General features: G+C 74.2%; 24 protein-coding genes and 1 pseudogene. 9 read left to right on the top strand and 16 right to left on the bottom strand.

Annotated elements, in window-relative coordinates:
- Positions 1-14 precede the first annotated feature (14 nt).
- Positions 15-1,049 carry a helix-turn-helix domain-containing protein gene (locus ACFUUZ_RS00635; RefSeq protein ID WP_378690727.1) on the top strand — a complete coding sequence of 345 codons (1,035 nt, stop codon included), beginning with the start codon at positions 15-17 and terminating at the stop codon, positions 1,047-1,049.
- Between the two features lie 139 nt (positions 1,050-1,188).
- On the top strand, positions 1,189-2,139 hold the full coding sequence (locus tag ACFUUZ_RS00630) for an adenylate/guanylate cyclase domain-containing protein (RefSeq protein ID WP_378690884.1): 951 nt from the start codon (positions 1,189-1,191) through the stop codon (positions 2,137-2,139).
- Here ACFUUZ_RS00630 and ACFUUZ_RS00625 read toward each other — a convergent pair.
- On the bottom strand, positions 2,130-2,618 hold the full coding sequence (locus tag ACFUUZ_RS00625; RefSeq protein ID WP_378690726.1) for a nitroreductase family deazaflavin-dependent oxidoreductase: 489 nt from the start codon (positions 2,616-2,618) through the stop codon (positions 2,130-2,132). The genes ACFUUZ_RS00630 and ACFUUZ_RS00625 overlap by 10 nt on opposite strands.
- A gap of 75 nt (positions 2,619-2,693) precedes the next feature.
- On the opposite strand from ACFUUZ_RS00625, the gene ACFUUZ_RS00620 reads away from it, so the two are divergent.
- From ACFUUZ_RS00620 to ACFUUZ_RS00610, 3 genes are all read left to right on the top strand, one after another.
- Positions 2,694-3,341, top strand: coding sequence for a TetR/AcrR family transcriptional regulator (locus ACFUUZ_RS00620; protein WP_378690724.1), 648 nt, complete (start codon positions 2,694-2,696; stop codon positions 3,339-3,341).
- A 100-nt stretch (positions 3,342-3,441) separates the two neighbouring features.
- Positions 3,442-4,272 (top strand): alpha/beta fold hydrolase, encoded by an 831-nt coding sequence (locus tag ACFUUZ_RS00615; protein WP_378690722.1) that lies wholly within the window; start codon positions 3,442-3,444, stop codon positions 4,270-4,272.
- A gap of 68 nt (positions 4,273-4,340) precedes the next feature.
- Positions 4,341-5,504 (top strand): SpoIIE family protein phosphatase, encoded by a 1,164-nt coding sequence (locus ACFUUZ_RS00610; protein ID WP_378690881.1) that lies wholly within the window; start codon positions 4,341-4,343, stop codon positions 5,502-5,504.
- Here the strand turns inward: ACFUUZ_RS00610 and ACFUUZ_RS00605 are convergent.
- The 5 genes and pseudogenes from ACFUUZ_RS00605 to ACFUUZ_RS00585 form a co-directional block, all read right to left on the bottom strand.
- Positions 5,501-6,445, bottom strand: a complete 945-nt coding sequence (locus ACFUUZ_RS00605) for an alpha/beta hydrolase (RefSeq protein WP_378690878.1) — start codon at positions 6,443-6,445, stop codon at positions 5,501-5,503. The two genes, ACFUUZ_RS00610 and ACFUUZ_RS00605, sit on opposite strands and share 4 nt — an antisense overlap.
- Before the next feature lie 165 nt (positions 6,446-6,610).
- Positions 6,611-7,747: a TDT family transporter gene (locus ACFUUZ_RS00600; protein WP_378690721.1), complete on the bottom strand. Its 1,137-nt coding sequence runs from the start codon at positions 7,745-7,747 to the stop codon at positions 6,611-6,613.
- Between the two features lie 57 nt (positions 7,748-7,804).
- Positions 7,805-8,164: a LysR substrate-binding domain-containing protein gene (locus ACFUUZ_RS00595; RefSeq protein ID WP_378690719.1), complete on the bottom strand. Its 360-nt coding sequence runs from the start codon at positions 8,162-8,164 to the stop codon at positions 7,805-7,807.
- Positions 8,165-8,612: 448 nt separating this feature from the next.
- Positions 8,613-8,708: pseudogene (locus ACFUUZ_RS00590) on the bottom strand (LysR family transcriptional regulator); the annotation flags it as partial.
- Positions 8,709-8,783: 75 nt separating this feature from the next.
- Positions 8,784-9,215: a MarR family winged helix-turn-helix transcriptional regulator gene (locus ACFUUZ_RS00585; protein ID WP_378690717.1), complete on the bottom strand. Its 432-nt coding sequence runs from the start codon at positions 9,213-9,215 to the stop codon at positions 8,784-8,786.
- Positions 9,216-9,293: 78 nt separating this feature from the next.
- On the opposite strand from ACFUUZ_RS00585, the gene ACFUUZ_RS00580 reads away from it, so the two are divergent.
- Together ACFUUZ_RS00580 and ACFUUZ_RS00575 are read left to right on the top strand one after the other, a co-directional pair.
- Positions 9,294-9,920, top strand: coding sequence for a TIGR03086 family metal-binding protein (locus ACFUUZ_RS00580; RefSeq protein WP_378690715.1), 627 nt, complete (start codon positions 9,294-9,296; stop codon positions 9,918-9,920).
- Positions 9,921-10,064: 144 nt separating this feature from the next.
- On the top strand, positions 10,065-10,466 hold the full coding sequence (locus ACFUUZ_RS00575; RefSeq protein ID WP_378690712.1) for a DUF3052 family protein: 402 nt from the start codon (positions 10,065-10,067) through the stop codon (positions 10,464-10,466).
- Here ACFUUZ_RS00575 and ACFUUZ_RS00570 read toward each other — a convergent pair whose 3' ends face one another.
- Positions 10,467-10,922, bottom strand: coding sequence for a DoxX family membrane protein (locus ACFUUZ_RS00570; RefSeq protein ID WP_378690709.1), 456 nt, complete (start codon positions 10,920-10,922; stop codon positions 10,467-10,469).
- A 95-nt stretch (positions 10,923-11,017) separates the two neighbouring features.
- Between ACFUUZ_RS00570 and ACFUUZ_RS00565 the strand changes: the two genes are divergently transcribed.
- Entirely contained in the window at positions 11,018-11,779 is a 762-nt protein-coding gene (locus ACFUUZ_RS00565) for an alpha/beta fold hydrolase (RefSeq protein WP_378690706.1), read from the top strand.
- 7 nt (positions 11,780-11,786) lie between these two features.
- Here ACFUUZ_RS00565 and ACFUUZ_RS00560 read toward each other — a convergent pair whose 3' ends face one another.
- The 5 genes from ACFUUZ_RS00560 to ACFUUZ_RS00540 all read right to left on the bottom strand — a co-directional run bounded on the left by ACFUUZ_RS00560 (position 11,787) and on the right by ACFUUZ_RS00540 (position 16,387).
- Positions 11,787-12,935 carry a serine hydrolase domain-containing protein gene (locus tag ACFUUZ_RS00560; RefSeq protein ID WP_378690703.1) on the bottom strand — a complete coding sequence of 383 codons (1,149 nt, stop codon included), beginning with the start codon at positions 12,933-12,935 and terminating at the stop codon, positions 11,787-11,789.
- A 69-nt stretch (positions 12,936-13,004) separates the two neighbouring features.
- Positions 13,005-14,009 (bottom strand): NAD(P)-dependent alcohol dehydrogenase, encoded by a 1,005-nt coding sequence (locus tag ACFUUZ_RS00555; protein ID WP_378690701.1) that lies wholly within the window; start codon positions 14,007-14,009, stop codon positions 13,005-13,007.
- A gap of 74 nt (positions 14,010-14,083) precedes the next feature.
- Complete coding sequence (locus ACFUUZ_RS00550; RefSeq protein ID WP_378690699.1) at positions 14,084-14,734, bottom strand: response regulator; 651 nt, start codon at positions 14,732-14,734, stop codon at positions 14,084-14,086.
- The gene (locus tag ACFUUZ_RS00545; protein WP_378690696.1) at positions 14,731-15,855 is read right to left on the bottom strand and encodes a sensor histidine kinase; all 1,125 of its coding nucleotides are present in this window, start codon (positions 15,853-15,855) and stop codon (positions 14,731-14,733) included. The genes ACFUUZ_RS00550 and ACFUUZ_RS00545 overlap by 4 nt, the downstream gene beginning before the upstream one ends.
- Positions 15,856-15,898: 43 nt before the next feature.
- Entirely contained in the window at positions 15,899-16,387 is a 489-nt protein-coding gene (locus ACFUUZ_RS00540) for an SLATT domain-containing protein (RefSeq protein ID WP_378690693.1), read from the bottom strand.
- 180 nt (positions 16,388-16,567) lie between these two features.
- On the opposite strand from ACFUUZ_RS00540, the gene ACFUUZ_RS00535 reads away from it, so the two are divergent.
- Positions 16,568-18,730, top strand: a complete 2,163-nt coding sequence (locus ACFUUZ_RS00535; RefSeq protein WP_378690691.1) for an acyl-CoA dehydrogenase — start codon at positions 16,568-16,570, stop codon at positions 18,728-18,730.
- Here the strand turns inward: ACFUUZ_RS00535 and ACFUUZ_RS00530 are convergent.
- From ACFUUZ_RS00530 to ACFUUZ_RS00515, 4 genes are all read right to left on the bottom strand, one after another.
- Positions 18,723-19,247, bottom strand: coding sequence for a hypothetical protein (locus ACFUUZ_RS00530; RefSeq protein WP_378690689.1), 525 nt, complete (start codon positions 19,245-19,247; stop codon positions 18,723-18,725). The genes ACFUUZ_RS00535 and ACFUUZ_RS00530 overlap by 8 nt on opposite strands.
- A 149-nt stretch (positions 19,248-19,396) precedes the next feature.
- The gene (locus ACFUUZ_RS00525; RefSeq protein ID WP_378690686.1) at positions 19,397-20,431 is read right to left on the bottom strand and encodes an ABC transporter substrate-binding protein; all 1,035 of its coding nucleotides are present in this window, start codon (positions 20,429-20,431) and stop codon (positions 19,397-19,399) included.
- An 81-nt stretch (positions 20,432-20,512) separates the two neighbouring features.
- On the bottom strand, positions 20,513-21,454 hold the full coding sequence (locus tag ACFUUZ_RS00520; protein ID WP_378690683.1) for an oxidoreductase: 942 nt from the start codon (positions 21,452-21,454) through the stop codon (positions 20,513-20,515).
- A gap of 43 nt (positions 21,455-21,497) precedes the next feature.
- The gene (locus ACFUUZ_RS00515) at positions 21,498-22,772 is read right to left on the bottom strand and encodes a cytochrome P450 (protein ID WP_378690680.1); all 1,275 of its coding nucleotides are present in this window, start codon (positions 22,770-22,772) and stop codon (positions 21,498-21,500) included.
- Between the last annotated feature and the right edge of the window lie 185 nt (positions 22,773-22,957).

Genomic DNA, 22,957 nt, shown 5'->3' with positions numbered 1-22,957 from the left:
CCTACAGTCGATTCATGGACGCTCTCGTCGTCCGGCTGTCCCAGCTGGATGTGGAAGCGGCGGGCGCGCTGCGGGTGGTGCAGTTCTACGACACGCTCATGCGCCGCCGCGTCGACCTGCCCGCGCTGGCCCGCGCCTCCGCCGGGCTGGCCGGGTGCGCGGCGGGGATCCTGTTGCACGGCACCGGCCGGACCACCCGGTTCGGCGCCGACGGGCGCGAGGCGAGCGGCACCGAGCAGCCGCGCTCCACCGCGGTTCCGGTCGTCCTGGACGGGGAGGAGATCGGCGCGGTCTGGCTGGAGCGCCCCGGCCCGCCGCGCCCGCTGGACGAGCTGCTGCTCGACCGGCTCGCCATCGCCGTCGCCGCCGTGGTCGAGCGGTACGGCCCGGCCCGCACCACCATGGCCGACCCCGCCCTGGTCGAGCTGGTCGTGAGCGCGAGCACCGAGGACGCCGCCAGGGAGCGCGCGCTGCGGCTGCTCGGCTTCGCCCCGGACACGCGCCTGCACGTCGTCGCGGTGCGTTCCGAGCGCCCGCTGGACCGGCTGGCGGCGCTGCTGTGCCCGGGGCGCCCGGCGAAGGCGGCGCCGGTCGGCGGGGTCGGGGTGGTGCTGGCGGCGGCCGTCGACCCGGCGGCGCTCCCCGCTGACGTGCGAGCGGGCGTCGGCGCCGCCGCGGCGCCGGACCGCTGCTGGCGGGAGGCCGGGGTCGCGCTGCGGTTCGCGACCGCGGGGCGGCCGGTGGTGCGGTACGCCGACCTCGGCGCGGTCGCGCTGCTCGCCGAGATCGCCCCGGAGCGGCTGCGCGCCAACCCCGACGTCGCCGCCGTCGCCCTGCTCGCGACCACCCCCGCCGACCTGGAGACCCTCGACGCCTACTGCCGCACCGGCTCGGTGCGCCGGGCCGCCGAGCTGCTGCACCTGCACCACAGCAGCGTCGCGCGCCGGGTCGAGCAGCTCGGGGCCGCCGTCGGCATCCGGCTCACCGACCCGGACGGCCTGCTCCGGGCCCGCATGGCGCTCGCGGCGTGGCGGTTGCTCGACGGCTGACCGGCGCGGCGCGCCGTCGCGGGTGGCGATCGAGCCCGCGATCTCGCCGGGTGGAACCGGCCCGCTCCCAAACCATCCGGTTCACCGTAAGGTGGTCGGGGTGGTATCGACCGAGGTCTCCGAGCTGGTGCGCTCGATCATGGAGTCGTATCTGCTCGGTGCCGAGCGCCGCTTCACCAGGGCGGAGGTGGCCGAGCAGGCGGGGGTGACGCCGGAGACGTCGCGCAAGCTCTGGAGCGCGCTCGGCTTCCCGGCGGGCTCGGACGACGAGGTGGAGTACACCGGGCTGGACGTGGCCGCCGTCCGGCTGTTCCGCGACCTGACGGTGTTCCAGTCGGCCGACCCCAGGGTGGTGGCGGCGGCGGCCCGCACGCTCGGGCAGAGCATGGCCAGGCTCACCGAGTGGCAGGCCGACCTGGTCGCCACCGAGATCCTGGCCAGGGCCGCGCGCACGGACGGCGAGCCGGACGAATCCCTGCGCACGGCAACCGAATCCACCCTGGATGCCTTCGAGGAGCTGCAGCGCTACACCTGGCGCAGGCACCTGGCCGCCGCGGTCACCCGCTCGCTGGACGGCAGCGCGGGCGCGGACCACATCCGCACGCTCGCGGTCGGTTTCGCCGACATGGTCGGCTACACCCGGCTCACCCGCCACCTGCATCCGGACGAATTGTCCACGCTGCTGGAGGCTTTCGAGTCGACCACCGCCGCGGCGGTCACCGACAACGGCGGCTGGGTGATCAAGAACGTGGGCGACGAGGTCATGTTCGCCGCCGAGACGGTGCTGGAGGCGGCGCGGATCGCGGTGGCGATGCAGGAGTCGACCATGATGGTCGGCGGCACCCCGGACCTCCGGGTGGCCATCGCCTACGGGCCGGTGCTGCAGCGCTTCGGCGACCTCTACGGCTCGACGGTGAACGCCGCCGCCCGGCTCACCGGCGTCGCCCGCCCCGGCACCACCCTGCTCGACGACGCCGCGGCCGCCGAGCTGGACGGCGAGCCGGAGTTCCGCACGCAGAACCTGCGCAGCGTCCGGGTGCGCGACTTCGACCGGCTGCGCCCGCACGTGCTGCACCCGGGTCAGCCGTGAACGGGGACCACCCGGCTCACCCGCAGGCACTGCCGCACCCCGAACACCCCGAGCATCGCTCGCGCGCCGCGCGGTAGCAGCGCGCGCACCTCGGCGGTCTCGACCAGCTCCGGCCGGTCCACCGCGATCCGCTCGCCGCGGACGCCGACGGTCGCCGACCCGGCGGCGAACACATTACGCAGCCAGTCCGCGGTGGTGCCGTAGGGCAGCGCGATCAGGAAGTCGTCACCGGCGGGCACGACATCCACCGGCGTGGCGTACTCGCGCCCGGACTTTCGGCCGACGTGCACGATCAGCGCGGTGTGCGAGCTCTCGCTGCCCGCCGTGCCGACGACCCTGCGGTTGGTGACCCGCTTGTTGAGCTGCCGCACCCCCTTCACCACCGGCGGGATCTGCCAGCGCAGCCCCGCCCACAGCACCGCGAGCAGCAGCACCACCACCGCCACCAGCGCGAGCACGACGACGAGCACGACCTTCATGGTTCCTCCAGGATCGGACTTACATCGTAAGTATCGTAGGCTTACACCGTAAGTACCGTCAATCCCGAGGTGTCGATGCCCCCACGCACACCGCTCACCCGCGAGCACGTCCTGCGCACCGCCGTCGCCTTCGCCGACGAGCACGGCATCGGTTCGCTGACCATGCGCAGGCTCGGCACCCTGCTCGGCGTCGAGGCGATGTCGCTCTACAACCACGTGCGCGGCAAGAGCGACCTGCTGGACGGCATGGTCGACCTGGTCTTCGCCGAGATCGAGCTGCCGAGCGCGGACGAGGACTGGCAGGACGCCATGCGCAGGCGGGCCCGCTCGGCGCGGGCGACCCTGGCCGGGCACCGCTGGGCGGTGGGGCTGATGGAGTCGCGGGCGACGCCGGGCCAGGCCACGCTGCGGCACCACGACGCGGTCATCGGCTGCCTGCGCCGCGCCGGTTTCTCGCTGGAGCTGACCGCGCACGCGTATTCGGTACTGGACAGCTACGTCTACGGCTTCGCGCTGCAGGAGGCCGGGCTGCCCTTCGACGGCCCGGACGAGACCGCCGCGGTGGCGGGCCGGATCATGGATGCCGTGCCGACCGGGGACTACCCCTATTTCGCCGAGCTCGCCAAGCACCACGTGCTGCGCGCGGGGTACGACCACGGCGACGAGTTCGACTACGGCCTGGAGCTCATCCTGGACGGTATACGAAGCCGCGCAGTGCCGTGAGCGAACACGCGCATGATCGAAAACGCTTGACTGCGAATGATTTCCCCACAGTTGCTCCGGTGCGGCCGGATGGCGCGGCACGGTCTGTCAGGATGGACGGATGAACGTGGTGGCGAGGAACCGGGTGGCGGTTTCCGGGCGCACCGGCGCCCCGGTGGTGGTGCTGGCGCACGGCTTCGGCTGCGACCAGAACATGTGGCGGCTGGTGGCCCCGCTGCTGGAGCCGGAGTTCACCGTGGTGAAGTTCGACCACGTCGGCGCGGGCGGTTCCGACCTCTCCGCGTGGAGCGCCGAGCGCTACGGCGAGATGCGCGGCTACGCCGAGGACGTGCTCCAGGTGTGCCGCGAGATCGGGCCCGGTCCGGTGGTCTTCGTCGGACACTCGGTGGCCGCCTCCATGGGCGTGCTGGCCGCCGCCGAGGCGCCGGAGCTGTTCGCCGGACTGGTGCTGCTCGCCCCGAGCCCGTGCTTCCTCGACGATCCGGCCACCGGGTACCGCGGCGGCTTCAGCGCCGCCGACATCGACGAGCTGCTGGAATCGCTGGACGCCAACTACCTGGGGTGGTCCGGCGCGGCCGCCCCGATGATCATGGGCAACCCGGACCGGCCGGAGCTCGCCGCCGAGCTGGAGGGCCACTTCTGCCGCACCGACCCGGCCATCGCGAGCGTCTTCGCCCGGGTCACCTTCCTCTCCGACAACCGGGGCGACCTGGCCGCGGTGCGGGTGCCGACGCTGGTGGTGCAGTGCAGGAACGACGCCATCGCCCCGCCCGAGGTCGGGGCCTTCGTGCACGCCGAGATCGCGGGCAGCACGCTGGTCACGCTGAACGCCACCGGGCACTGCCCGCAGCTGGCCGCGCCGGAGGAGACGGCGGCGGCCATCCGCGCCTTCGTGCACCGGGTGACCGGGCCGGGGGGCGAGCCGTCGTGATCGACGCCGCCGGCGAGTCCGGTGCCCGCCCCACGCGGGACGCCGCGGACGCGGCGGAGTTCTCCGCGCTGCTGGAGGACAGCACCGAGGACCTGTACGAGAACGCACCGTGCGGCTACCTCTCCACGCTGCTGGACGGGCAGATCGCCAAGGTCAACACGACGCTGCTGGACTGGCTCGGCTACGACCGCGCGGAGCTGGTCGGGCGGCGGCACTTCAACGACCTGCTGACCGTCGGCGGGCGGCTCTACCACGAAACCCACTTCGCACCGCTGCTCCGGATGCGGGGCGAGGTCTCCGGCATCGCGCTGGAGCTGCGCACCGCCGACGGCGGGCGGCTGCCGGTGCTGCTCAGCTCGGTGGTGAAGTCGGGGGCGGACGGCCAGCCGCAGCTCATCCGCACCACCGTCTTCGACGGGAGGGACCGCCGGGCCTACGAGGCCGAGCTGCTCCGGGCCCGGCGCGAGGCCGACCGGGAGCGCGCGCGGCTGCAGCGGGTCAACACCATCCTGCAGCGCACGCTGCTGCCGCCCGCGCTGGAGCCGGTGCCCGGCCTCGACGTGGCCGCGCACTACCACATCGCCTCGCGGGACGAGGTCGGCGGCGACTTCTACGACCTGTTCCCGCTGGCACCGGGGCGCTGGGGCTTCTTCCTCGGCGACGTCTGCGGCAAGGGAGCCGGAGCCGCCGCGCTCACCTCCCGGGTCCGGTACACGCTGCGCGGCGCCGCGATCCACGACCCGGAGCCGGATTCGGTGCTCAGCAGGCTCAATCGGGTGATGCTCGACTCGCACCACCCCGAAGACCCGCGCTTCTGCACCGTGCTCTACGGCCAGCTCACGCTCGGCCGGGACGCCGCGCACATCGCGCTCGCGGGCGGCGGCCACCCGGCGGCGCTGCTGCTGCGCGCCGACGGCAGCGCCGACTTCCTGCCCACCGCGGGCGGGCAGCTCATCGGCGTGCTGCCGGAGGCCGACATCACCACCGTCAGCACCATGCTGCTCCCCGGCGACACCCTGCTGCTCTACTCCGACGGGCTGCTCGAGGCCCGCACCGGGCCCGCCGAGGTCTACGGCGAGGAGGCGCTGCTCGCCTTCGTCCGCGACCTCGCCCCGGCGAGCGCCACCGAGGTCGTCGCCGCCCTGCGCGACCTGGTCGCCGCGCTCGGCGCCGGAGTCGTCGACGACACCGCCCTCCTCGCCCTGCACCTGCTCCCCGCCGACGCTGGTTAGCGCGTTCCGATGCTCCCGGCCAGGAACGGCCACGAAGTGCGGAGGTCGTCCTCCCAGTAGCCCCAGGAGTGGGTGCCGGTGGGGCGGTCGTCGAGGGTGACCGGGATGTTCAGCTCCCGCAGCCGGTTGGTCAGGTTGATCGTGCAGTAGCGGATGGCGGCCTCGATGGGGCCGCCGAAGGCGAGCTGCACCGGGAGCGGGATGCGGCCGTCCCGGACGCGCGGGTCGGCGGCGTTGTCGTGCGGGCCGGGCAGGCCGCTGCCGGTGCTCAGGTAGACGGCGGTCCCGCGCAGCCCCTCGGCGTTGAGCAGCGGATCGTTCGCGCGCCAGAGCGGGTCGGAGGCGGGGCCCCACATGTTCTCGACGCTCTGCCCGCCGCCCCAGTTCTCCACGGTGATCCGGACGAATTCGTGGCCGATCGGGTCGGAGGTCTGGGCGCAGCCGCTGTAGGAGGCGACGCTGTTCCAGAAGCCGGGTTTGGCGATGGCCAGGTTCAGCACCGAGGTGCCGCTCATGGAGACCCCGGCCAGCGCGCGGTTGCCGTCGGCGTTCAGGTACGCCTCGATGACCGGCGGCAGCTCCTCGTTGAGGAAGGTCTGCCACCTGTTGTAGCCGAGGACGGCGTCCTCGCGGATCCAGTCGGTGTAGTAGGAGTTGCTGCCGCCGTAGGGGGTGACCACGTTGACGTCGCGGTCGCGGAGGAAGCCGACGGCGTCGGTCTGGGCGTCCCAGCCGCTGCCGTTCGGGCCGCCGCCGGAGCCGTTGAGCAGGTACAGCGTCGGCCGCGGGGCGCCGGTGTTCGCGGCGCGGATGACCTGCACGGTGATCGGCCGGTTCATGGCGGGCGAGAAGACCTGCACGTTCTGCTGCCGGTCGTTCACCTGCTCGGCGCCGACGACGCGGGCGCCGGGCGCCGCGCCCGCGGTGCCCGCGGTGCCCATCAGCCCGGCGGCGCCGAGCGCGCCCGCCAGGGCGAGGCGGATGAGTGCCGATCGCGGTGAGATCACGGTCGAGGTCCCCTCTCGTTCGCTGCTGAATCGCGAGGGGATTCGGCTGGCCCGCGGGGGCGGCTGGGTGCGGGTGCGGAAGCCGCGGCGCCCGCGACCTCAGGCGGGCCGGAGCAGCGGGCCGCGCGCGGCCCCGCGAATGGTGCCCGCGGCGACGGCCGCCCAGGCGGCGAGCAGCACCGCGTACAGCATGATCGCCACGGCGTTTACCGCGGCCGATCCGATGGCGGCCCCCAGCGCGGAGGCGCCGGTGACGCAGGTGCCGATCGGGAAGGTGAACGACCACCAGGTCAGCGAGAAGGCCAGCCCGCGCCTGGCCGCGTGCACGGTCAGCGCCGCGGCGAGGGCGAACACCATGGCCCCGAACCCGCCGAGGACCAGCCCGTAGCCCACGCCGAAAACATGCAGCCCGCTCGCGATGCCTGCGTCTCGCCCGGTGAACACCAGGGCGGCGTTCGTGCCGAGCAGATTCGCCGCGGTGACGGACTGGCCGATCATGCCGAGGGTGATCCACACGGTCGGCACCGCCTGGATCGGCGGCAGCCCGCCGTGCACCAGGCGGCCGTAGATCAGTGTCGTGGTCACCATGCCGATGACCAGCGACAGCCCGAACATGGCGTAGCAGCCCGCGAGCAGGGTCAGCCGCCACTGCCCCGGCGCGAGGTGCGGGAGCAGCAGCGCGCCGGTCGACGCCGACACCATCGGCGGGACGACGGGCATGAGCCAGGCGGGCAGCGCGACCGCCGTGTCGTGGTCGTGTGCGGTGATCATCAGGTACGGCACGAGCACGCTGGTCAGCAGCCCGAGCACGGTGCCTGCGGTCCACAGCGCGGCGAAGAGCGCGGTCGCGACGTGTGCGCCGAGCAGGTTCCGGCCCAGCAACTCGGTGCCCGCCCCGACCGTGAGCAGGGCCATCGGCGGTGCGCCGTAGAACTGCACCATCACCGGGTGCGCCGCATACTCCCGCGCCCTGGCGCGGTGCCCGGCCCAGTGCGCCCCGAACGCGGCGGTGAGCACGACCAGCGCGGTCGCCGCCACGCCCCAGATCGCGGTGGCGAACCCGTGCAGCCCCGGGATCCGAGCGGGCAGGGTGCCGACCGCGTTGGCGACGATGCCGGTGCCCATCACCGCGGCGAACCAATTCGGGGTGATGTGCTCGAACAGCAGGCCTGGACCGGGCGGCGGGGACGGGCGGTGCGCTGCGGCGGCGAGGTCCCGGTTCAGCGTGGCGGTCATGGTCTCCACTGTTCGCTCGCCGGTCCGGAGCCGGTAGGCCAGGATGCCTGGGGATCCCTAGGCGGAGGTTATGGCCCGGCCGGAGGGCGAGCTCCGGTCGCCCGGATCGGCGAGCGCGGCGCGGATCAGGTCGGCGGCGGGCCCGGCGGGCTCGGAGCCGGTGGGCCAGATGGCGGTGAGCGCACGGGTGATGCGCAGGCCGGGGACGGGGACCGCGACGAGCGAGCGGCGGGCGAGCTCGGTCGTCACCGCCAGCGAGCTCAGCACGGCCGCGCCGATCCCGTTCTCCACCGCGGCCTTGATCGCGGTCGTCGAGGACAGCTCCAGCATCGGCGCGACGGGTTCGGTCGCAGGCTCGGCCGCGGTCATCGCCCGCTCGTAGGCCGAACGGGTGCCCGACCCGTGCTCCCGGCTCACCCAGCGCGCTGCCCGCCAGCTCGGCCGTGGTGGGCGGGCGGCGCGCCCACGGGTGGCCGGGCGCGACGACGAGCAGCAGCTCGTCGCGCGCGACCCGCCTGCCCGTGGTTCCCGCGGGCAGCTCCGGGCTCTCCACGAAACCGACCTGCACCTGCCCCGAGGTCACCTGGTCCGCGACGAACGCGGAGTTCCCCGCCACCAGCGCGGGCGCGAGCGCGGGGTGGCGCCGATGCAGCTCGACCAGCCAGCGCGGCAGCAGGTATTCGGCCACGGTGAGACTCGCGGCGAGCCGGAGCCTGCCCGCGCGGTCGGCGCGCAGCGCGGCCATTCCGGTGGCGAGATCGGCGGCGGCGCGCAGCACCGGCTCGGCCCAGCTCGACACCAGCACGCCGAGCTCGGTGAGCGCCGTTCCGCGGCTGCCCCGGGTGACCAGCGGGCCGCCCACCCGCTTCTCCAGCGCCTTGATTCTGGCGCTGGCGGCGGGCTGGGACATCCCGTGCGCGCGCCCGGCGCCGCCGATGCTCCCGAGCTCGGCCACCGACATCAGCAGCTCCAGGCTGGTCAGGTCGGCGACATGGGGTGGTAGCGGCACCTCAGCATCCTAGAAGCAGAAGGGTGCTCAGCCCGGGTCCCTGGTCGCCTCGTAGAGCACGCGCAGCGCCCGGATCAGCGCCGTCCGGTCCGCCGCGGTGAGCGGGGCGAGCACCGACTCCTCCGCCCGCTGGATGTCGCCCTGCACCCGGTCGCGGGTCGCGCGCCCGGCGTCGGTGAGCGCGACCAGGTTGACCCGGCGGTCGGCCGGGTCGGAGTCGCGCCGGATCAGCCCCTGCCGCTGCAGTTCGTCCAGCACCGGAATGATCCGGGTCTTGTCCGCGCCGATCTGCCTGGCCAGGGCGGACTGCGTGTACACCGGCTCGGCGCCGAGCCCGAGCAGCACCGCGTAGCCCCACATGGAGATGCCGTGCCGGTCGAGCACCGGCTGCTCGGCGGCCATGAGAGCGCGGCCGAGCGGGACGATCATGGCGGCGAGGTCGGGGCGGCGGTCGGGCACCGTTCGAAAATAGCGGTTGACAGATCGTAAGCGTACGCACACGATAGGCGTGCGCTTATTATTACCGGAAGGATCGCCATGACCATGACGAACCCGCTCGACACCTGCGACGCCCTCGCCACCCGCACCGACCTGCTCGCGCACCACCGCGCGGCCCTGCGCACCACCGTCGAGTTGGTCGCCGGGGTGCGCGCCGCCGACCTGCGGCTGCCGACGCCGTGCGCCGACTGGACGCTGCACGGCCTGCTCACGCACTCGATCGCCCAGCACCTGGGCTTCGCCGCCGCGGTGCGCGGCGACGCCGACCCCGCCGTCTGGAAGGTGCGGCCGCTGGGCGGCGATCCGGCGGGCGAGTACGCGGCCGCCGCCGAGGCGGTGCTCGCCGCCTTCGCCGAGCCGGGCGTCCTGGCGCGCCGGGTTCCGCTGGTGGAGTTCGGCGGCGAGTTCTCCGGCGCGCAGGCGCTGTGCTTCCACTTCGTCGACTACGTGGTGCACGCCTGGGATCTCGCTCGGACGCTGGGACTCCCGGTGCGCTTCGACGCGCCAGTGGTGGCCGCGGCGCACGAGGTGGCGGCGGTGGTGCCGGGCGGCGCGGCCCGCACCGCGCCCGGCTCCCCCTTCGGACCCGAGGTGGAGTGGTCGGGCACCGACCAGCTGGACCGGGTGGTGGCGCTGCTCGGCCGGGACCCGGAGTGGCGCCGCTGACCCGGTTCGGACTCGATTCGGCAACGACGCCGAACCGGCGGTGTGAACCGGGGTGGTTCGGGTACCGAGCAGGCACCTCGATCGGCTCACCGGGATCGGGGGTGCGCGGCACCGGTCCGGGTGAGAGCCGAAGGAGTCCCCCAGGTGAGTGCGTCGATCGCGGCGGTGGTGCGGTTCGGGTTCCGGCCCGGGCAGGTGGTGCGGGAGATCGGTCACGGCACCGACGCCGACGAACCCTTCCGCGCGGAGGTCGAGGCGGTCACCGGCACCGCCATGACCGGCGGCTCCACCCTGCGGGCGCCGGACATCCTGCTGGTCTGGTGGCGCGGCGCCGACGGCGACCTGGAGGACCGGCTGCTCAGCTGCGCCGAGGCCATGGCCCCGCGCACCCGGCTGTGGCTGCTCACCCCGACCGCCGTCCGCCCCGGCCACCTGGACGGCGACCGGGTGGCGGAGGCGACCGCCCGCGCCGGGCTGGCGATCATCGGCCGGGTCGAGGTCTCCGGCGACTGGACCGCCGTCGGGATGCGGCTGCCGGACCGCTGATCAGCGGCGCACCCGCGCCCGCAGCCACTCCCAGCCGCCGGTCGACCAGAGCGCGATCGCGATCAGCACCGGCTGGAAGAAGAGCCGGACGAAGCGCTTGGCATCGGTGTCGAGGCCGAAGGCGTCGACGCCCTCGAGCCATTGACCGATATTGCCGGGGAAGATCACGACGAAGAACACCGCGGCGACCACGCCGACGAGGGGCCGCCACCGCAGCGGGGCGAGCAGCAGCGCGGCGCCCAGCCCGATCTCCACCACCCCCGAGGCGAGCACCACGAAATCCTCGTCCAGCGGGACCCAGGCCGGCACCTGGGCCTGGAAGTCCGCGCGGGCGAAGCTCAGGTGGCTGATCCCGGCGAAGACCAGGCTGATGCCGAGCCAGAGCCGGGCCAGCAGGCGCAGGACCCGGACGGCGGGCGAGGACGGAGTGCGGTCGGCGACCTCGGGAGTGCTCATGCGGCGATCGTGCCGCATGAGTTGTGCACAATCAAGTGACGAGCCATCTAAATCACCACTGGCGTCCCGCCCGTGCGGCGGTACACAATTCGCGCGTGGTCTCCGCACGCTCCGATCTGGTCCTGCTGCACGGCGTCGTCATGTCCGGGGCCGTGTGGCGCGAGGTGGTGCCGCTGCTGGAGCCGCACCACCGGGTGCACGCGCCGACCGCGCTCGGCCACCGCGGCGGGGCTACCGCGCTCCGGCGGCCCGCGCGCTTCGCCGACGTGGTCGACGACGCCGAGCGGCTGCTGGACGAGCTGGGGCTGGACCGGCCGCACCTCGCGGGCAACTCCATGGGCGGCTGGGTGGCGCTGGAGCTCGCGGCCCGCGGCCGCGCGGCGAGCGTCTGCGCGCTCTCCCCCGCCGGGTTCTGGCACGACGACGCGGCGCACGCAGGCGCCGTGCGGAAGCTACGCAGGCTGGTGTGGTTGGCGCGGGTGTCGCAGCCGGTGGCGCCGCCCTTCCTGCGGCTCCCGCCGGTGCGCAGGCTGGTGCTGCGGGATGTGGCCCTGCGCGGGGACCGGCTGACCGCCGCGGACGCGGCGCGCACCGCGCTCGACACCGCCGAGTGCGCCGTCGCCGCCGACCTGCTCGGCAGCGACGAGGCGTTGACGGCCCGAACCCCGGCCTGCCCGGTGACGGTGGCCTGGTCCGAGCACGACGCGATCCTGCCGGTCGAGCGGTTCGGCCCGATCGCGCGGGAGCGGTTGCCAGGAGCGACTTTTCGGGTGCTGCCCGGCGTCGGGCACGTGCCGATGATCGACGACCCGAACCTGGTCGCGGCGGCCGTGCTGGACAGCACGCGGGCGGCGTGAGCCGGGCTCAGGGCAGCTGCGGCGGGCGGTCGGGCACCAGCGCGCCCGCGACGGCGGCGCCGATCGGGATGGCGGGGTTGGCATTGCCGTCCGAGGCGGGGCCGTCGGTGGTGTAGACGACGATCGTCGTCCCGGTGGTGGTGTCGTGGAACGCGACGCCGTCGTAGCCGCCGTAGGCCGGGTTCATGAACAGCCACTCCCCCAGGTGCACCACGCCGAAGGCGAAGTAGCGCTCGGTGGTGAACGGCCCGAGCCCGGCCGTCGACGGCCCCATCATGGCCTCGAACTGCTCCGGGGCGAGCAGCTCCCCGGTGCCGAGCGCGCGCACCCAGCGGCCGATGTCGGCGACCGGGGCGTTCATGTTGCCGGAGTGCAGGAAGGCGGTCGGGTTCCAGAAGGTGGAGTCCTCGAAGACGCCGCGCTCGGTGGTGTAGCCGTGCAGGTAGGGCTCGGCGATCTCGGAGGTCAGTACGACCGCGCTGGCGGCCATGCCGAGCGGGCCGGTGATGCGCTGGGCGATCAGCTCGCCCAGCGGTTTGCCGGAGGCGTGCTGGAGTACCTCGCCGAGCAGCACCAGGTCGCTGTGCGCGTAGGACCAGCCGGTGCCGGGCGCGAACAGCGGCGGCCTGGCGGTGGCCAGCTCGAGCAGCTCACGCGCGGTGTAGGGGCGGATCGGGTTCTCTTGGAAGCGGCGCAGGAACTCCGGGTCGGTGACGTAGTCGGCGACGCCGCTGGTGCTGTCGGCCAGCATGCGCGGGGTGATGGCGGCGGCGCGCGGGAAGTCCGGGAGCCAGCGCGCGATCGGCTCGTCCAGCGTCAGCACGCCCTCGCCCGCCAGCTGGAAGAGCACAGTCGAGAGCATGGGCTCCATCGGCTGCCCGACCCGGACCCGCTGGTCGGCGGCGGCGGGCACGCCGACCGGAGAATCGCCGAGCGCGCCGAGCAGCACCTGCTCGTCCCCGCGCCAGACCCCGAAGACCGCGCCGGTGACGCCCGCCGCCGCGACCTTGCCTCGGATCAGGTCGGTGAGCCGGGCCGCCTCACTGTCCGCGGCGGGCGGGGTACTGCCGCTCGCGCCCGCCGAGCCGCCGGAATCGTCGGCGGCGCAGCCGGTGAGCGCGAGCAGCAGGGCGAGCGCGACGCAGAGCGATCTCATGCGCGATCCTTCGGGCCGGAGGAGTCGACTCTACGTCCGACGGTAACTGGAAGGTAGCGAAATGCCGGGCTACGGCGTGATCACGATATTGCCCCTGGCTCGGTGCCCGAGCATGTGCGCCACCGCCCGCGCCGCCTCGGCGAGCGGGTAGCTGCGCTCGACCACGGCGGTGACCTCGCCGGTGCCGAGCAGCGCCGCGACCGCGGACAGGTTCGCCCGATCCGGCACGCAGGTGACGGTGCGGACGCGGGTGCCGGTCCAGCGCATGGTGGCGGCCCGCGCCATCCGCGGCAGCCCGGCCAGCAACGCGCTCCCCCGGCCCACGCTGTTCGGGATGAGCACACCGGTCGGCGTCAGCACCCCGGCGCTGGCGGCAGGCGGGTGGTTGAGCACGTTGTCCAGGATCGCGTCGTAGCGCTCGGTGCCCCGGGTGTAGTCCTCGACGGCGTAGTCGATCACCCGCTCGGCGCCGAGCGCGCGCACGAACTCGGCGTTGCGGGCGCTGCACACCGCGGTCACCCGCGCGCCGAGCCGGGCCGCGATCTGCACCGCGAAGGTGCCGACGCCGCCGGAGGCGCCGTTGATCAGCAGCCTGGTGCCGGGACCGGCGCCCGCCGCGTCGCGCACCGCGGTGAGCGCGGTGATCCCGGACATCACCGCCGCGGCGGCCTCGGCGGACGGCAGCTCCGCCGGTTTGCGCAGCAGCTGATCCGCGGGCGCGACGGTGTACTCGGCGAAGGTCCCGGCCCCGGCACCCGCGCGGTTCTGCCACACCGACCCGAAGACCTCGGTACCGACGGCGAGGTCGGTGACGCCGGGCCCGACGGCGGCGACGGTTCCCGCGATGTCGCTGCCGCGCACCGGGGCGGCGGGGCGGCGCAGCCCGGCGCCGAGCCGCAGCACCGCAGGGGTACCGGTGACCAGGACCCAGTCCGGGGTGTTGACGCTGGTGGCGTGCAGCCGCACCAGCACCTCGCCGGCGCCAGGCTCGGGGCGTTCGATCTCGGTGAGCTCCAGGACTCGGTCCGGGCTGCCGTAGCCGCGCTGCACGACCGCGCGCATCGTTTCCGTCATACCGGAATGATGGCCGCGCCCGCGGGTCGCGCGCATCGGCCCGGCGGCCGGAGATTCCTCGGCCTTTCGGCCGATCAGCGCCGCCGGGTCTCGTACGCCCAGATGGCGATCTCCACCCGGTTCCGGACGCCGAGCTTGGCCATCAGGCTCGCGATGTGCGTCTTCACCGTGCTCAGCCCGATGTGCAGTTCGGCGCAGATCTCGGCATTGGTGCGGCCGCGGGCCACCGCGGCCAGGATGTCCTCCTCGCGCGCGGTGAGCGGGCTGAGCGGCTGCGGCGGTGCGGCTTCCGGGCCCGCGGCGGCGAAGGTGGCGAGCAGCCGGGCGGTGATGTTCGGCGCGATCAGCGCGTCCCCGGCGGCGGCCGCGCGCACCGCCTGGACCAGCAGCTCGGGGCCCGCCTCCTTGAGCAGGAACCCGCGCGCCCCGGCCCGCAGCGCGGCGAAGACGTACTCGTCCAGGTCGAAGGTGGTGATCACGACGACGGCGAGCGGGTCGGCGACCTCCGGGCCCGCCAGCCTGCGGGTGGCCTCGATCCCGTCGGTGCCCGGCATCCTGATGTCGAAGAGGCAGACGTCGGGGCGCAGTTCGCGGGCCAGCGCGACGGCCAGGTCGCCGTCGGCGGCGGAGCCGACCACCTCGATCCCCGGCTGCGCGTCCAGGATCAGCACCAGCCCGGTGCGCACGATCTCCTGGTCGTCGGCGACCAGCACCCGCAGCGTCACGCCCGCACCGCCAGCGGCAACACCGCGGCGACCTCCCAGCCGCCGTCCGGCGCCGGGCCGCTCACACAGCTGCCGCCGAGCAGCGCGGCCCGTTCCCGCATCCCGATCCTGCCGAACCCCGGCGGCCCGGGCGGGCGCTGCTCGCCGTCGTCGCGCACCGAGAGCCGGACCTCGGTGTCGTCCGCCTGCACCAGCACCTGGATGCGGGTGGCGTTCCTGGCGTGCCGCACCGCATTGGTCACCGACTCCTGGGCCAGCCGGTAGACGGCGGCGCCGACCGCGGACGAGAGCCCGCCGACCGCGCCACCGACCCGCACCTCCACCGCCGGGCCGCCGCCTGCGGGGCGGGCCAGCCCGGTCAGGTCGCCGATGCCGGGATCCGGCTCCAGCTCGGCGGCCCTCCCGGCCCGCAGCGCGCGCACGATGGCCCGCATCTCGGCGAGCGTGCGGGCGGCCTCGTCCTCGATGACCCGCAGCGCGTCGGTGGCGGCCTCCGGTCGGGTGCCCGCGGTGGCCAGCCCGGCCTGGGCCCGGATGGCGATGGCCGAGACGTGGTGCGCGACGGTGTCGTGCAGCTCCCTGGCCAGCTGCTCGCGCTCCAGCAGCTTGATCCGCTCCAGCTCGCGCGCCGCCGCCCCGGCCCGGTACCGGAGCGCGAGGCCGAGCACGACGGCGGCGAAGAGCACGGTGAACCCGCCCGCCGTGTCGGCCGCGGAGAGGCCGTTGCCCAGCGTGCCGAACCCGCCGCCGACGAGCAGGATCGCCGCGCCGAGCACGATGTCGCGGCCCGAACCCCAGCGGAACAGGGCGTACGGCAGCAACAGCATGGCGCCGAAGGTGTCGAGCCCGGACGGCTCGCCGAGCAGCAGGGTGCCTGCCGACGACACGCCGATGGCGTAGGCGACGGCGGCCAGCGGCCGGCTGCGGCGCCAGAGCAGCGCGGGCAGGATCAGCGCCGCCAGAGCGCACCAGGCGGCCCGGTGCGGCACCTCGGATTTCAGCGCGACTTCCAGGGCGACGAGCACGAACAGCAGGGCGAGCAGCGTCACGTCCCGCCGGCGCGGCGGCGGCGGGTCAGGCGGGGCGGGCTCGGCCCACACCGAGCGCAGGAGGTGACGCATGGGTCGATGGTACGAAGCCGGGCCCGGGGTCACCCGCCCGTGGTCAGGAGGAGCTGTACTCGGCCCGGCCGGTCGGGAGCGGGAGCACGGCGAGGCTGGACTGCCGCTCGCGCACCTCCCAGTAGTCGGTGTGCTTGCGCAGGATGTGCAGGTAACTGCCGAAGATCTCCTCCATCTCCTTGCGCATCCCCGGCCCGCGCATGGCGCGGACGTAGTCGAACTCCTCCTTCAGCACCACCAGGTCGTTGTAGATGACCTTGCGGCGCATCCAGTACTTGTCGATGCCCCAGAACATGTTCACGCTGGCGATGAGCGTGAGCGCGGCGCTCAGCACCAGCGCGATATTGCGCGAGACGTCGTGGAACGCGCCCTCGATGTGCAGCCCGAGCAGGACGGTGGTGCACGCGCTGAGCGCGATCGCGCCGACGTTCAGACCCCAGCTGGCCCTGCTCAGTTCGTCCTTCCGCCTGCGATGCTCGGCGACCGCCTCGTTCAGCAGAGTGTCGAGATGAGCCTCGAGATCGTTCGTCACCGCGCCAGCATACAGCCGGACACCGTGTACCCTGCATTCGCCGAATTCGCCCTCGCGCAACCACTCTCGAGCCCGCGGAGCGTCGGCGCGGCGCGCGCGCCGACAGAGTGAGAGATTTCGGCCTCCACGCTGCCTGCCCTCGCCTACCGTGGACCAGGGCACGAGGACAGGGAGGCCCCGATGGGCATTGCAGTGACCGACGACCACCGCGAGCTGGCCGGGGTGGCCCGTTCGCTGCTCACCGCGCACAAGGCGCGGGACGCGGCGCGGGCGCTCCTGGAGGCCGAGACCGAGGCGGTGCCGCCGTTCTGGTCCGAGATCGCGGGCGCGGGGTGGCTCGGGCTGCATATCGCGGAGGAGTTCGGCGGCTCCGGGTACGGGCTGCCCGAGCTGGTCGTCGTGGTGGAGGAGCTGGGCCGGGCGGCCGCGCCCGGGCTCTTCCTGCCCACCGTCATCGCCTCGGCGGTGCTGGCCGCCGCGGGCAGCGACGAGCAGCGGGCCCGGCTGCTGCCCGGGCTCGCCGACGGCTCGGTGACCGCCGCCGTCGGGCTGCGCGGCCGGGTCGTGGTGACCGACGGCCGCGCCGACGGCGACGCCGGGGTGGTACTCGGCGCGGCCGCCGCCGACCTGCTGCTGCTGGTCGCGGGCGACGACGTGCTGATCGTGGAGCGCGGGAGCGACGGCGTCACCGTCGAGGCGCCGCAGAACCTGGACCCGACCCGCCGCTCCGGCCGGGTCACGCTGGCGGGCGTGGCCGTCACCGACGTGCTGCCGGGCGCGCGGGACGCGGCGGTGGCGCGGGCCCGCACCCTGCTGGCCGCCGAGGCCGCGGGCGGGGCGAGCGACTGCGTCGAGGTGGCGGTCGCCTACGCGCAGGTCAGGGAGCAGTTCGGCCGCACCATCGCGACCTTCCAGGCGGTCAAGCACCACTGCGCGAACATGCTGGTGGCGGCGGAGTCCGCGGTCGCGCTGGTGTGGGACGCGGCGCGCGCGGCGGGCGAGGACGAGGAGCAGTTCCGGCTGATCGCCGCAGCGGCCGCCACCGTCGCCTTCCCGGCCTACGTGCGCAATGCCGAGCTGAACATCCAGGTGCACGGCGGCATCGGCTTCACCTGGGAGCACGACGCGCACCTGCACCTGCGCCGCGCGCTGACCGTGCGCGCGCTCTTCGGCGGCGACGGCCCGGCCGAGGACGTGCTGCGCCGCACCGCCGCGGGCGTGCGCCGCGCGGACAGCCTGGACCTGCCGCCGGAGGCCGACGAGCTGCGGGCGCAGGCCCGCGCGGCCGCCGCCGAGATCGCCGCCGCCGGTGACGAAGCGGCGCAGCTGGACCGGCTGATCGAGACCGGCTACATCATGCCGCACTGGCCGAAGCCGTTCGGCCGGGCGGCGGGCGCCGTGGAGCAGCTGGTGGTGGACGAGGAGTTCCGGGCCGCCGGGGTGCAGCGCCCGGACTACTCCATCACCGGCTGGGTGGTGCTCACCCTGATCCAGCACGGAACCCCCTCGCAGATCGAGCGTTTCGTGGACGCCGCGCTGCGCCGCGACGAGATCTGGTGCCAGCTCTTCTCCGAGCCCGCCGCGGGTTCGGACGCGGCGGGGATCACGACCAAGGCCACCAGGGTCGACGGCGGCTGGCGGGTCACCGGGCAGAAGGTCTGGACCAGCGGCGCGCACTACTGCCACCGCGGCCTGGCCACCGTGCGCACCGACCCGGCGGCGTCCAAGCACGCGGGCATCACCACCGTCATCATCGACATGCACGCCGAGGGCGTCACCGTGCGGCCGCTGCGGATGATCACCGGCGGCGCGGAGTTCAACGAGGTCTTCTTCGACGACGTCTTCGTGCCGGACGAGGACGTGGTCGGCGCGCCCGGCGCGGGCTGGACGGTGGCGCGGGCGACGCTCGGCAACGAGCGGGTGAGCATCGGCGGCGGCTCCGGCGCCGCCATGCTGCCGGTCTCGGCGATCGTGGCCGGGGTGAACGGGCACCCGGAGCCGCCGGACGGCATCCGGGCGCGGGCCGGGCGCTACATCGCCGACGAGCACGCGCTGCGGCTGCTCAACCTGCGCCGGGCCGCCCGCAGCATCGAGGGCGCCGGGCCGGGGCCGGAGGGCAACATCACGAAACTCGCGCTGGCCGAGCACATGAACGAGTGGGCGGCCATCTCGGGCGCGCTGCTCGGCGAGCAGCTGGCCCTGGTGGACGGCCCGGCCGCGACCGTCGCGCTGGCCACGCTCGGCGCCCGCGGCATGGCGATCGCGGGCGGCACCTCCGAGGTGACCCGCAACCAGATCGCCGAGCGGATCCTCGGCATGCCGCGCGATCCGCTGATCAAGTAGCGGGCTTGCCCGCGGGGACGCGGCGGGCGTGCAGGTGTAGGTGCAGGACGCCGTCCCGGCCGCCGGTGACCCGGACGGCGGCCACCCCGAGCGCGCGGGCCAGCAGCGGGGCGGCGCCCGCGTAGTCGGGGACGTGGTGGCCGGGGCGGCGGCGGATCCGGAGCGCGGCGCCGTCGGCGGTGGGCAGCACGCCCCAGTCGCCCGCCCGGTCCACCAGGATCGGGCGGGAGAGTCCGGCGGCGGCCCAGGCCCGGTCCACCCCCGTCTCGTCCATCACGACGGCGACGGCGTCCCGCACCGGCGGCGGGAATCGGCAGGCGAAGCGGCGCCAGCGCCGGACCGGCGCGGCGGCGGCGTAGCGCCAGGCCCACAGCAGGCCGAGCGCGGCGAGCACCCCGAGCACGTACGGCGTCGCGGACCCCGCCGCGCCGAGCAGCGTGAAGAAGGCGAGCCAGAGCGCGCCGACCACGGCGAGCCCGGCCGCAACGGCGGCGCGGTTGAACAGTTCATCGAACATGCGGCCTCCCCGGTGGTCGCTTCTCCGGACATTCTCCGCCGTCCCCCGGCACCCCGCCACCGTGCGGGACGGCTTCCCGCCGCCCCCACGCTGCCTACCGGCAGCAGGCACCGCCGCGGGCGGTCGTGTTCGGACCGCCCGCGCGGGCATCAGCGCTGGAACATGCCCTGCCAGGACTGCTGGAAGGTGCGCACGGCGTCCGGGCCTAGCGCGGCGGTGTCCGGGAAGGGGACGTCCTGGGCGCGCGCCACCGCGCCGGGGATGTCCGGCAGTGCGGAGGCGTACCCGGAGGACAGCGCGGTCTGCCCGGCCTGCGTCACCAGGAAGTCGGCGAGCAACTGCGCGGCGTTCGGGTGCGGAGCCGCGGCGAGCACGTGGCTGTACCACGGTGTGCCCCACGCCTGCTCGGGCAGCAGCCAGCCCACCGGCGCGCCCGCCTGCTGCTCGCGCACCAGCGGCTGCACCATGGGGGTGGCGGCGATCTCGCCGGAGTTCAGCGCCTGCGCGACGGCGAGCGCGCTGGGGTAGATCCGCGGCTGCTGCTCGGCGAGCCTGCGGACGAAGTCGTCCGGCTCCCAGTTCCGGTCGAAGAAGCGGTACTGGTCGACGACCGCGGCGAACCCGCTCGGATTGGTCACCCCGATCCGCCCGCGCAGCGCCGGGTCGAGCAGGTCCGCCGGTGCCGCGAGGCCCTGCGGCACCGCGGCGGTGTTCCAGCCGAGCCCGAAGACCGCGGCGCTGGTCAGGAAGAGGGTCGTGCCGCGGAAGCTGCGCTCGCGGTCGTAGGCCGCGGCGTCGAAGGACGGGCCGACCGGCTCGACCGAGTAGCTCCCGGACTCGGCGGCGGTCGCGGTCCACACCGGGTCGGAGGTCATGTGCACGTCCGCGGTGCCGCGGCCGGTGCGGTTCTCGGTCTCCACCCGCGGGTTGATCTCCACGTCGGTGCCGCGGGTGAACTCCAGCGTGATCCCGGGGTACTGCTGCTCGAACGCCGCCTTCAGCTTCGCCAGGTTGTCCGGGTGCTGGGTCGAGTACAGGTAGACGCTGCCCTCCGCGCGGGCGGCCGCGACCACGTCGTCCCAGCTGCCGGAGACCGGCGCGGAGGGGCCGGGCGAGCCGCCGCAGGCGGTCAGGACGGCGGCCGCGCAGACCGCGGTGAGAGTTCGTCGCAGGAACGAGGACACGGGACCTCCAAAACTGAACCGATATTGGTTCAGTAATGTAGGAGCAGCGTGGTGTGGTGTCAATCACGTCGTGTAGGCGGACTACTCGCTCAGGTAGCGGACGCCGGTGAGTTCCTCGGCGGCGCTCCAGAGCCTGCCGCCGAGCACCGGGTCCTGCGCGGGCCGGGCGATCGGGACCCGGACCGGCGGGCCGACCAGCGGGTTCCAGCCACCGGGGCCGAAGTAGTCGCCGCCGTGGGCCGCCGGGTCGAGCGCGGCGCGCAGGATGGGGCGGGCGCCGTCGGCGGGGCTCTGGCTGAACCAGTTGGTGAGCCGGGCGAGCCGCTCGTCGAAGGCGATGCGCAGTAGGCGGTTCTGCTGGTTCAGGATGCCGGTCCGCACCCCGCCCGGGTGCGCGCCGAGCGCGCGGGTGGTCGACCCGGCCGCCGCCAGCCTGCGGTCCAGCTCCACCATGAAGGTGGTGACCGCGAGCTTGGAGCGCGCGTACGCGCTCGAGGTGCGGAAGCCGTGCTCGCTCTGCAGGTCGCCGAAGTCGAGCCGGGCGGCCGGGGTCCGGTCGGTGTGGCTGCCGACGGTGACGACCCGGGCGGCGGGGGCGGCGGCCAGCCGGTCGAGCAGCAACCCGGTGAGCGCGAACGGGCCGAGGAAGTTGGTGCCGAAGTCGGTCTCGAACCCGTCCGCGGTGCGTCCCGACGCCGACGCCATCACCCCGGCGTTGTTGATCAGCAGGTCGACCGCGGGCTCGGGTAGCCGCGCCGCGAACTTCCCGATTGATGCCAGGTCGGCGAGGTCGAGCGGCTCGACCCGGAGTTCGGCGTCCGGGGCCGCCTCGGCGATCCGCGCGAGCGCCGCCGCGCCCTTCTCGGTATTGCGGCAGGCCAGCACCACGCTCGCGCCCGCGACGGCGAGCGCGAGCGCGGTCTCCAGCCCGATCCCGCTGTTGGCCCCGGTGACCACCGCGACCCGCCCCGCCTGGCTACCCGCCTGCTCGGGCGTCCACCCGCGCGCCTTCGATCGCACCACGCTCCGATTGTCGCGGACGCGAGCCGGGCCGAGGCCGGAATCGTCAGGACGGCGCGGCAGCTGCCGGATTCATCGGCGGGGTGGGCGGGAAGGTGACCGGGAGCGCGGTGAGCGCGCGGTGGAACGGCCCCGGCCGCCAGACCGGGCCCTCGGGCATGTTCGGCCGCAGCTCCGGCAGCGCGTCCAGCAGCTGGTCGATGGAGTCCTGCGCGATCAGGTAGGCGATGCTCTGCGCCGGGCAGGCGTGCGGGCCGATGCCCCAGGCCAGGTGCGAGCGGTTGCCGGTGATCTGGTCGCCGCGGCGAACAACCGGGTCGTTGTTGCAGGCGGCCATGCTGATCACCACCGGCTGGTGCGCGGGGAGCCAGACGTCGTCCAGGAGCACCGGCTGGCGCGGGTAGGTGATCAGCAGGTTGGCCAGCGGCGGGTCGTTGAAGAGCACCTCGTCCAGCGCGTCCCTGGTGGAGAGGTGGCCGCCGAGCACCCGGCCGCCGAACCGGTCGTCGTTCAGGATGAGCAGCAGGGTGTTCACGATCAGGTTCAGCTCGAACTCGATACCGGTGCCGTACACCTGGGAGACGTGGTGCGATGCCTCGACGTCGTCCAGCCCGGCCTGGTGCTGCAGCAGCACCGAGGTGATGTCGCGGCGCGGCTGGCCGCGCTTGAGCGTCACCAGCTGCATGAGCGCCTCGCCGAGGATGCGGTTGCCCTCCTCGGCGTCGACGCCCTCGAGCAGCGCGGCGGTGCCCGCCGCGACCTGGGCGCCGATCTCCGGCGGGCAGCCGAGCAGGTAGTTCACGATGCCGAAGACCAGCGGGTAGACGTACTGGCTGATCAGCTCGGCCTCGCCGGTGGCGCAGAAGGAGTCGATCAGCGGGATCGCCAGCGACTCCACCACGTCGTGCAGGGCGTAGAGGTCGACCTGGTCCATGCTCGCGGTGATCGCGCCGCGGTAGCGGGTGAAGTCGGCGCCGGTGCTCCGGCTCGCCATCGGGCGCCACTCCAGCAGCGGCAGGATCGGGCAGTCCGCGGGCACCGTCTGCTGCCAGGCGCGCGGGTCGGCCGGGAAGTGCTCCGGGTCGTTCAGCACCCGGACCGCGGTGCGGTAGCCGAGCACCAGGGTGGCGGGCACCCCTGGCGCCAGCTCGATCGGCGCCATGGCGCCGTAGCGGCGGCGCATCGCCTCGTAGTAGTGGTGCGGGTCCGCCGCGAAGTCCGGTGCGTGCAGCGGTACGCGCGGCTCGTCGGAATCTCCGGGTGCGCCGTGCGCCACCGGGCACGACCGAACCGGAATCCCGGCCTCCGACGTACTCGTCACGTTGTCTCCCTGCTGATCGGCTGCGGTACGGGGCGGGCCGCGCACCACAACGCCGTGGCACGGCCGCTCCCCCTCGAATGTCGACCGGCGCGAACCGGGACCGGTCGATGCTATCGAGCCCGGTACGCGGCCGCGCACCGGGCCGAAAACATACTTGTCAGAACGTAATTCGGGTTGGGAGACCG

The organism is Nocardia sp. NPDC057353 (genome assembly GCF_042667085.1).
Lineage (GTDB): Bacteria > Actinomycetota > Actinomycetes > Mycobacteriales > Mycobacteriaceae > Nocardia.
This window is presented reverse-complemented; position numbering and strand designations above follow the sequence as displayed.

Excerpts from the sequence above, each read along its gene's own strand:
- ACFUUZ_RS00635 (WP_378690727.1), top strand. The coding sequence starts at position 15 with ATGGACGCTCTCGTCGTCCGGCTGTCCCAGCTGGATGTGGAAGCGGCG.
- ACFUUZ_RS00630 (WP_378690884.1), top strand. The coding sequence starts at position 1,189 with ATGGAGTCGTATCTGCTCGGTGCCGAGCGCCGCTTCACCAGGGCGGAG.
- ACFUUZ_RS00625 (WP_378690726.1), bottom strand. The coding sequence starts at position 2,618 with ATGAAGGTCGTGCTCGTCGTCGTGCTCGCGCTGGTGGCGGTGGTGGTG.
- ACFUUZ_RS00620 (WP_378690724.1), top strand. The coding sequence starts at position 2,694 with ATGCCCCCACGCACACCGCTCACCCGCGAGCACGTCCTGCGCACCGCC.
- ACFUUZ_RS00615 (WP_378690722.1), top strand. The coding sequence starts at position 3,442 with ATGAACGTGGTGGCGAGGAACCGGGTGGCGGTTTCCGGGCGCACCGGC.
- ACFUUZ_RS00605 (WP_378690878.1), bottom strand. The coding sequence starts at position 6,445 with ATGGGCACCGCGGGCACCGCGGGCGCGGCGCCCGGCGCCCGCGTCGTC.
- ACFUUZ_RS00600 (WP_378690721.1), bottom strand. The coding sequence starts at position 7,747 with ATGACCGCCACGCTGAACCGGGACCTCGCCGCCGCAGCGCACCGCCCG.
- ACFUUZ_RS00580 (WP_378690715.1), top strand. The coding sequence starts at position 9,294 with ATGACCATGACGAACCCGCTCGACACCTGCGACGCCCTCGCCACCCGC.
- ACFUUZ_RS00570 (WP_378690709.1), bottom strand. The coding sequence starts at position 10,922 with ATGAGCACTCCCGAGGTCGCCGACCGCACTCCGTCCTCGCCCGCCGTC.
- ACFUUZ_RS00560 (WP_378690703.1), bottom strand. The coding sequence starts at position 12,935 with ATGAGATCGCTCTGCGTCGCGCTCGCCCTGCTGCTCGCGCTCACCGGC.
- ACFUUZ_RS00555 (WP_378690701.1), bottom strand. The coding sequence starts at position 14,009 with ATGACGGAAACGATGCGCGCGGTCGTGCAGCGCGGCTACGGCAGCCCG.
- ACFUUZ_RS00545 (WP_378690696.1), bottom strand. The coding sequence starts at position 15,855 with ATGCGTCACCTCCTGCGCTCGGTGTGGGCCGAGCCCGCCCCGCCTGAC.
- ACFUUZ_RS00535 (WP_378690691.1), top strand. The coding sequence starts at position 16,568 with ATGGGCATTGCAGTGACCGACGACCACCGCGAGCTGGCCGGGGTGGCC.
- ACFUUZ_RS00530 (WP_378690689.1), bottom strand. The coding sequence starts at position 19,247 with ATGTTCGATGAACTGTTCAACCGCGCCGCCGTTGCGGCCGGGCTCGCC.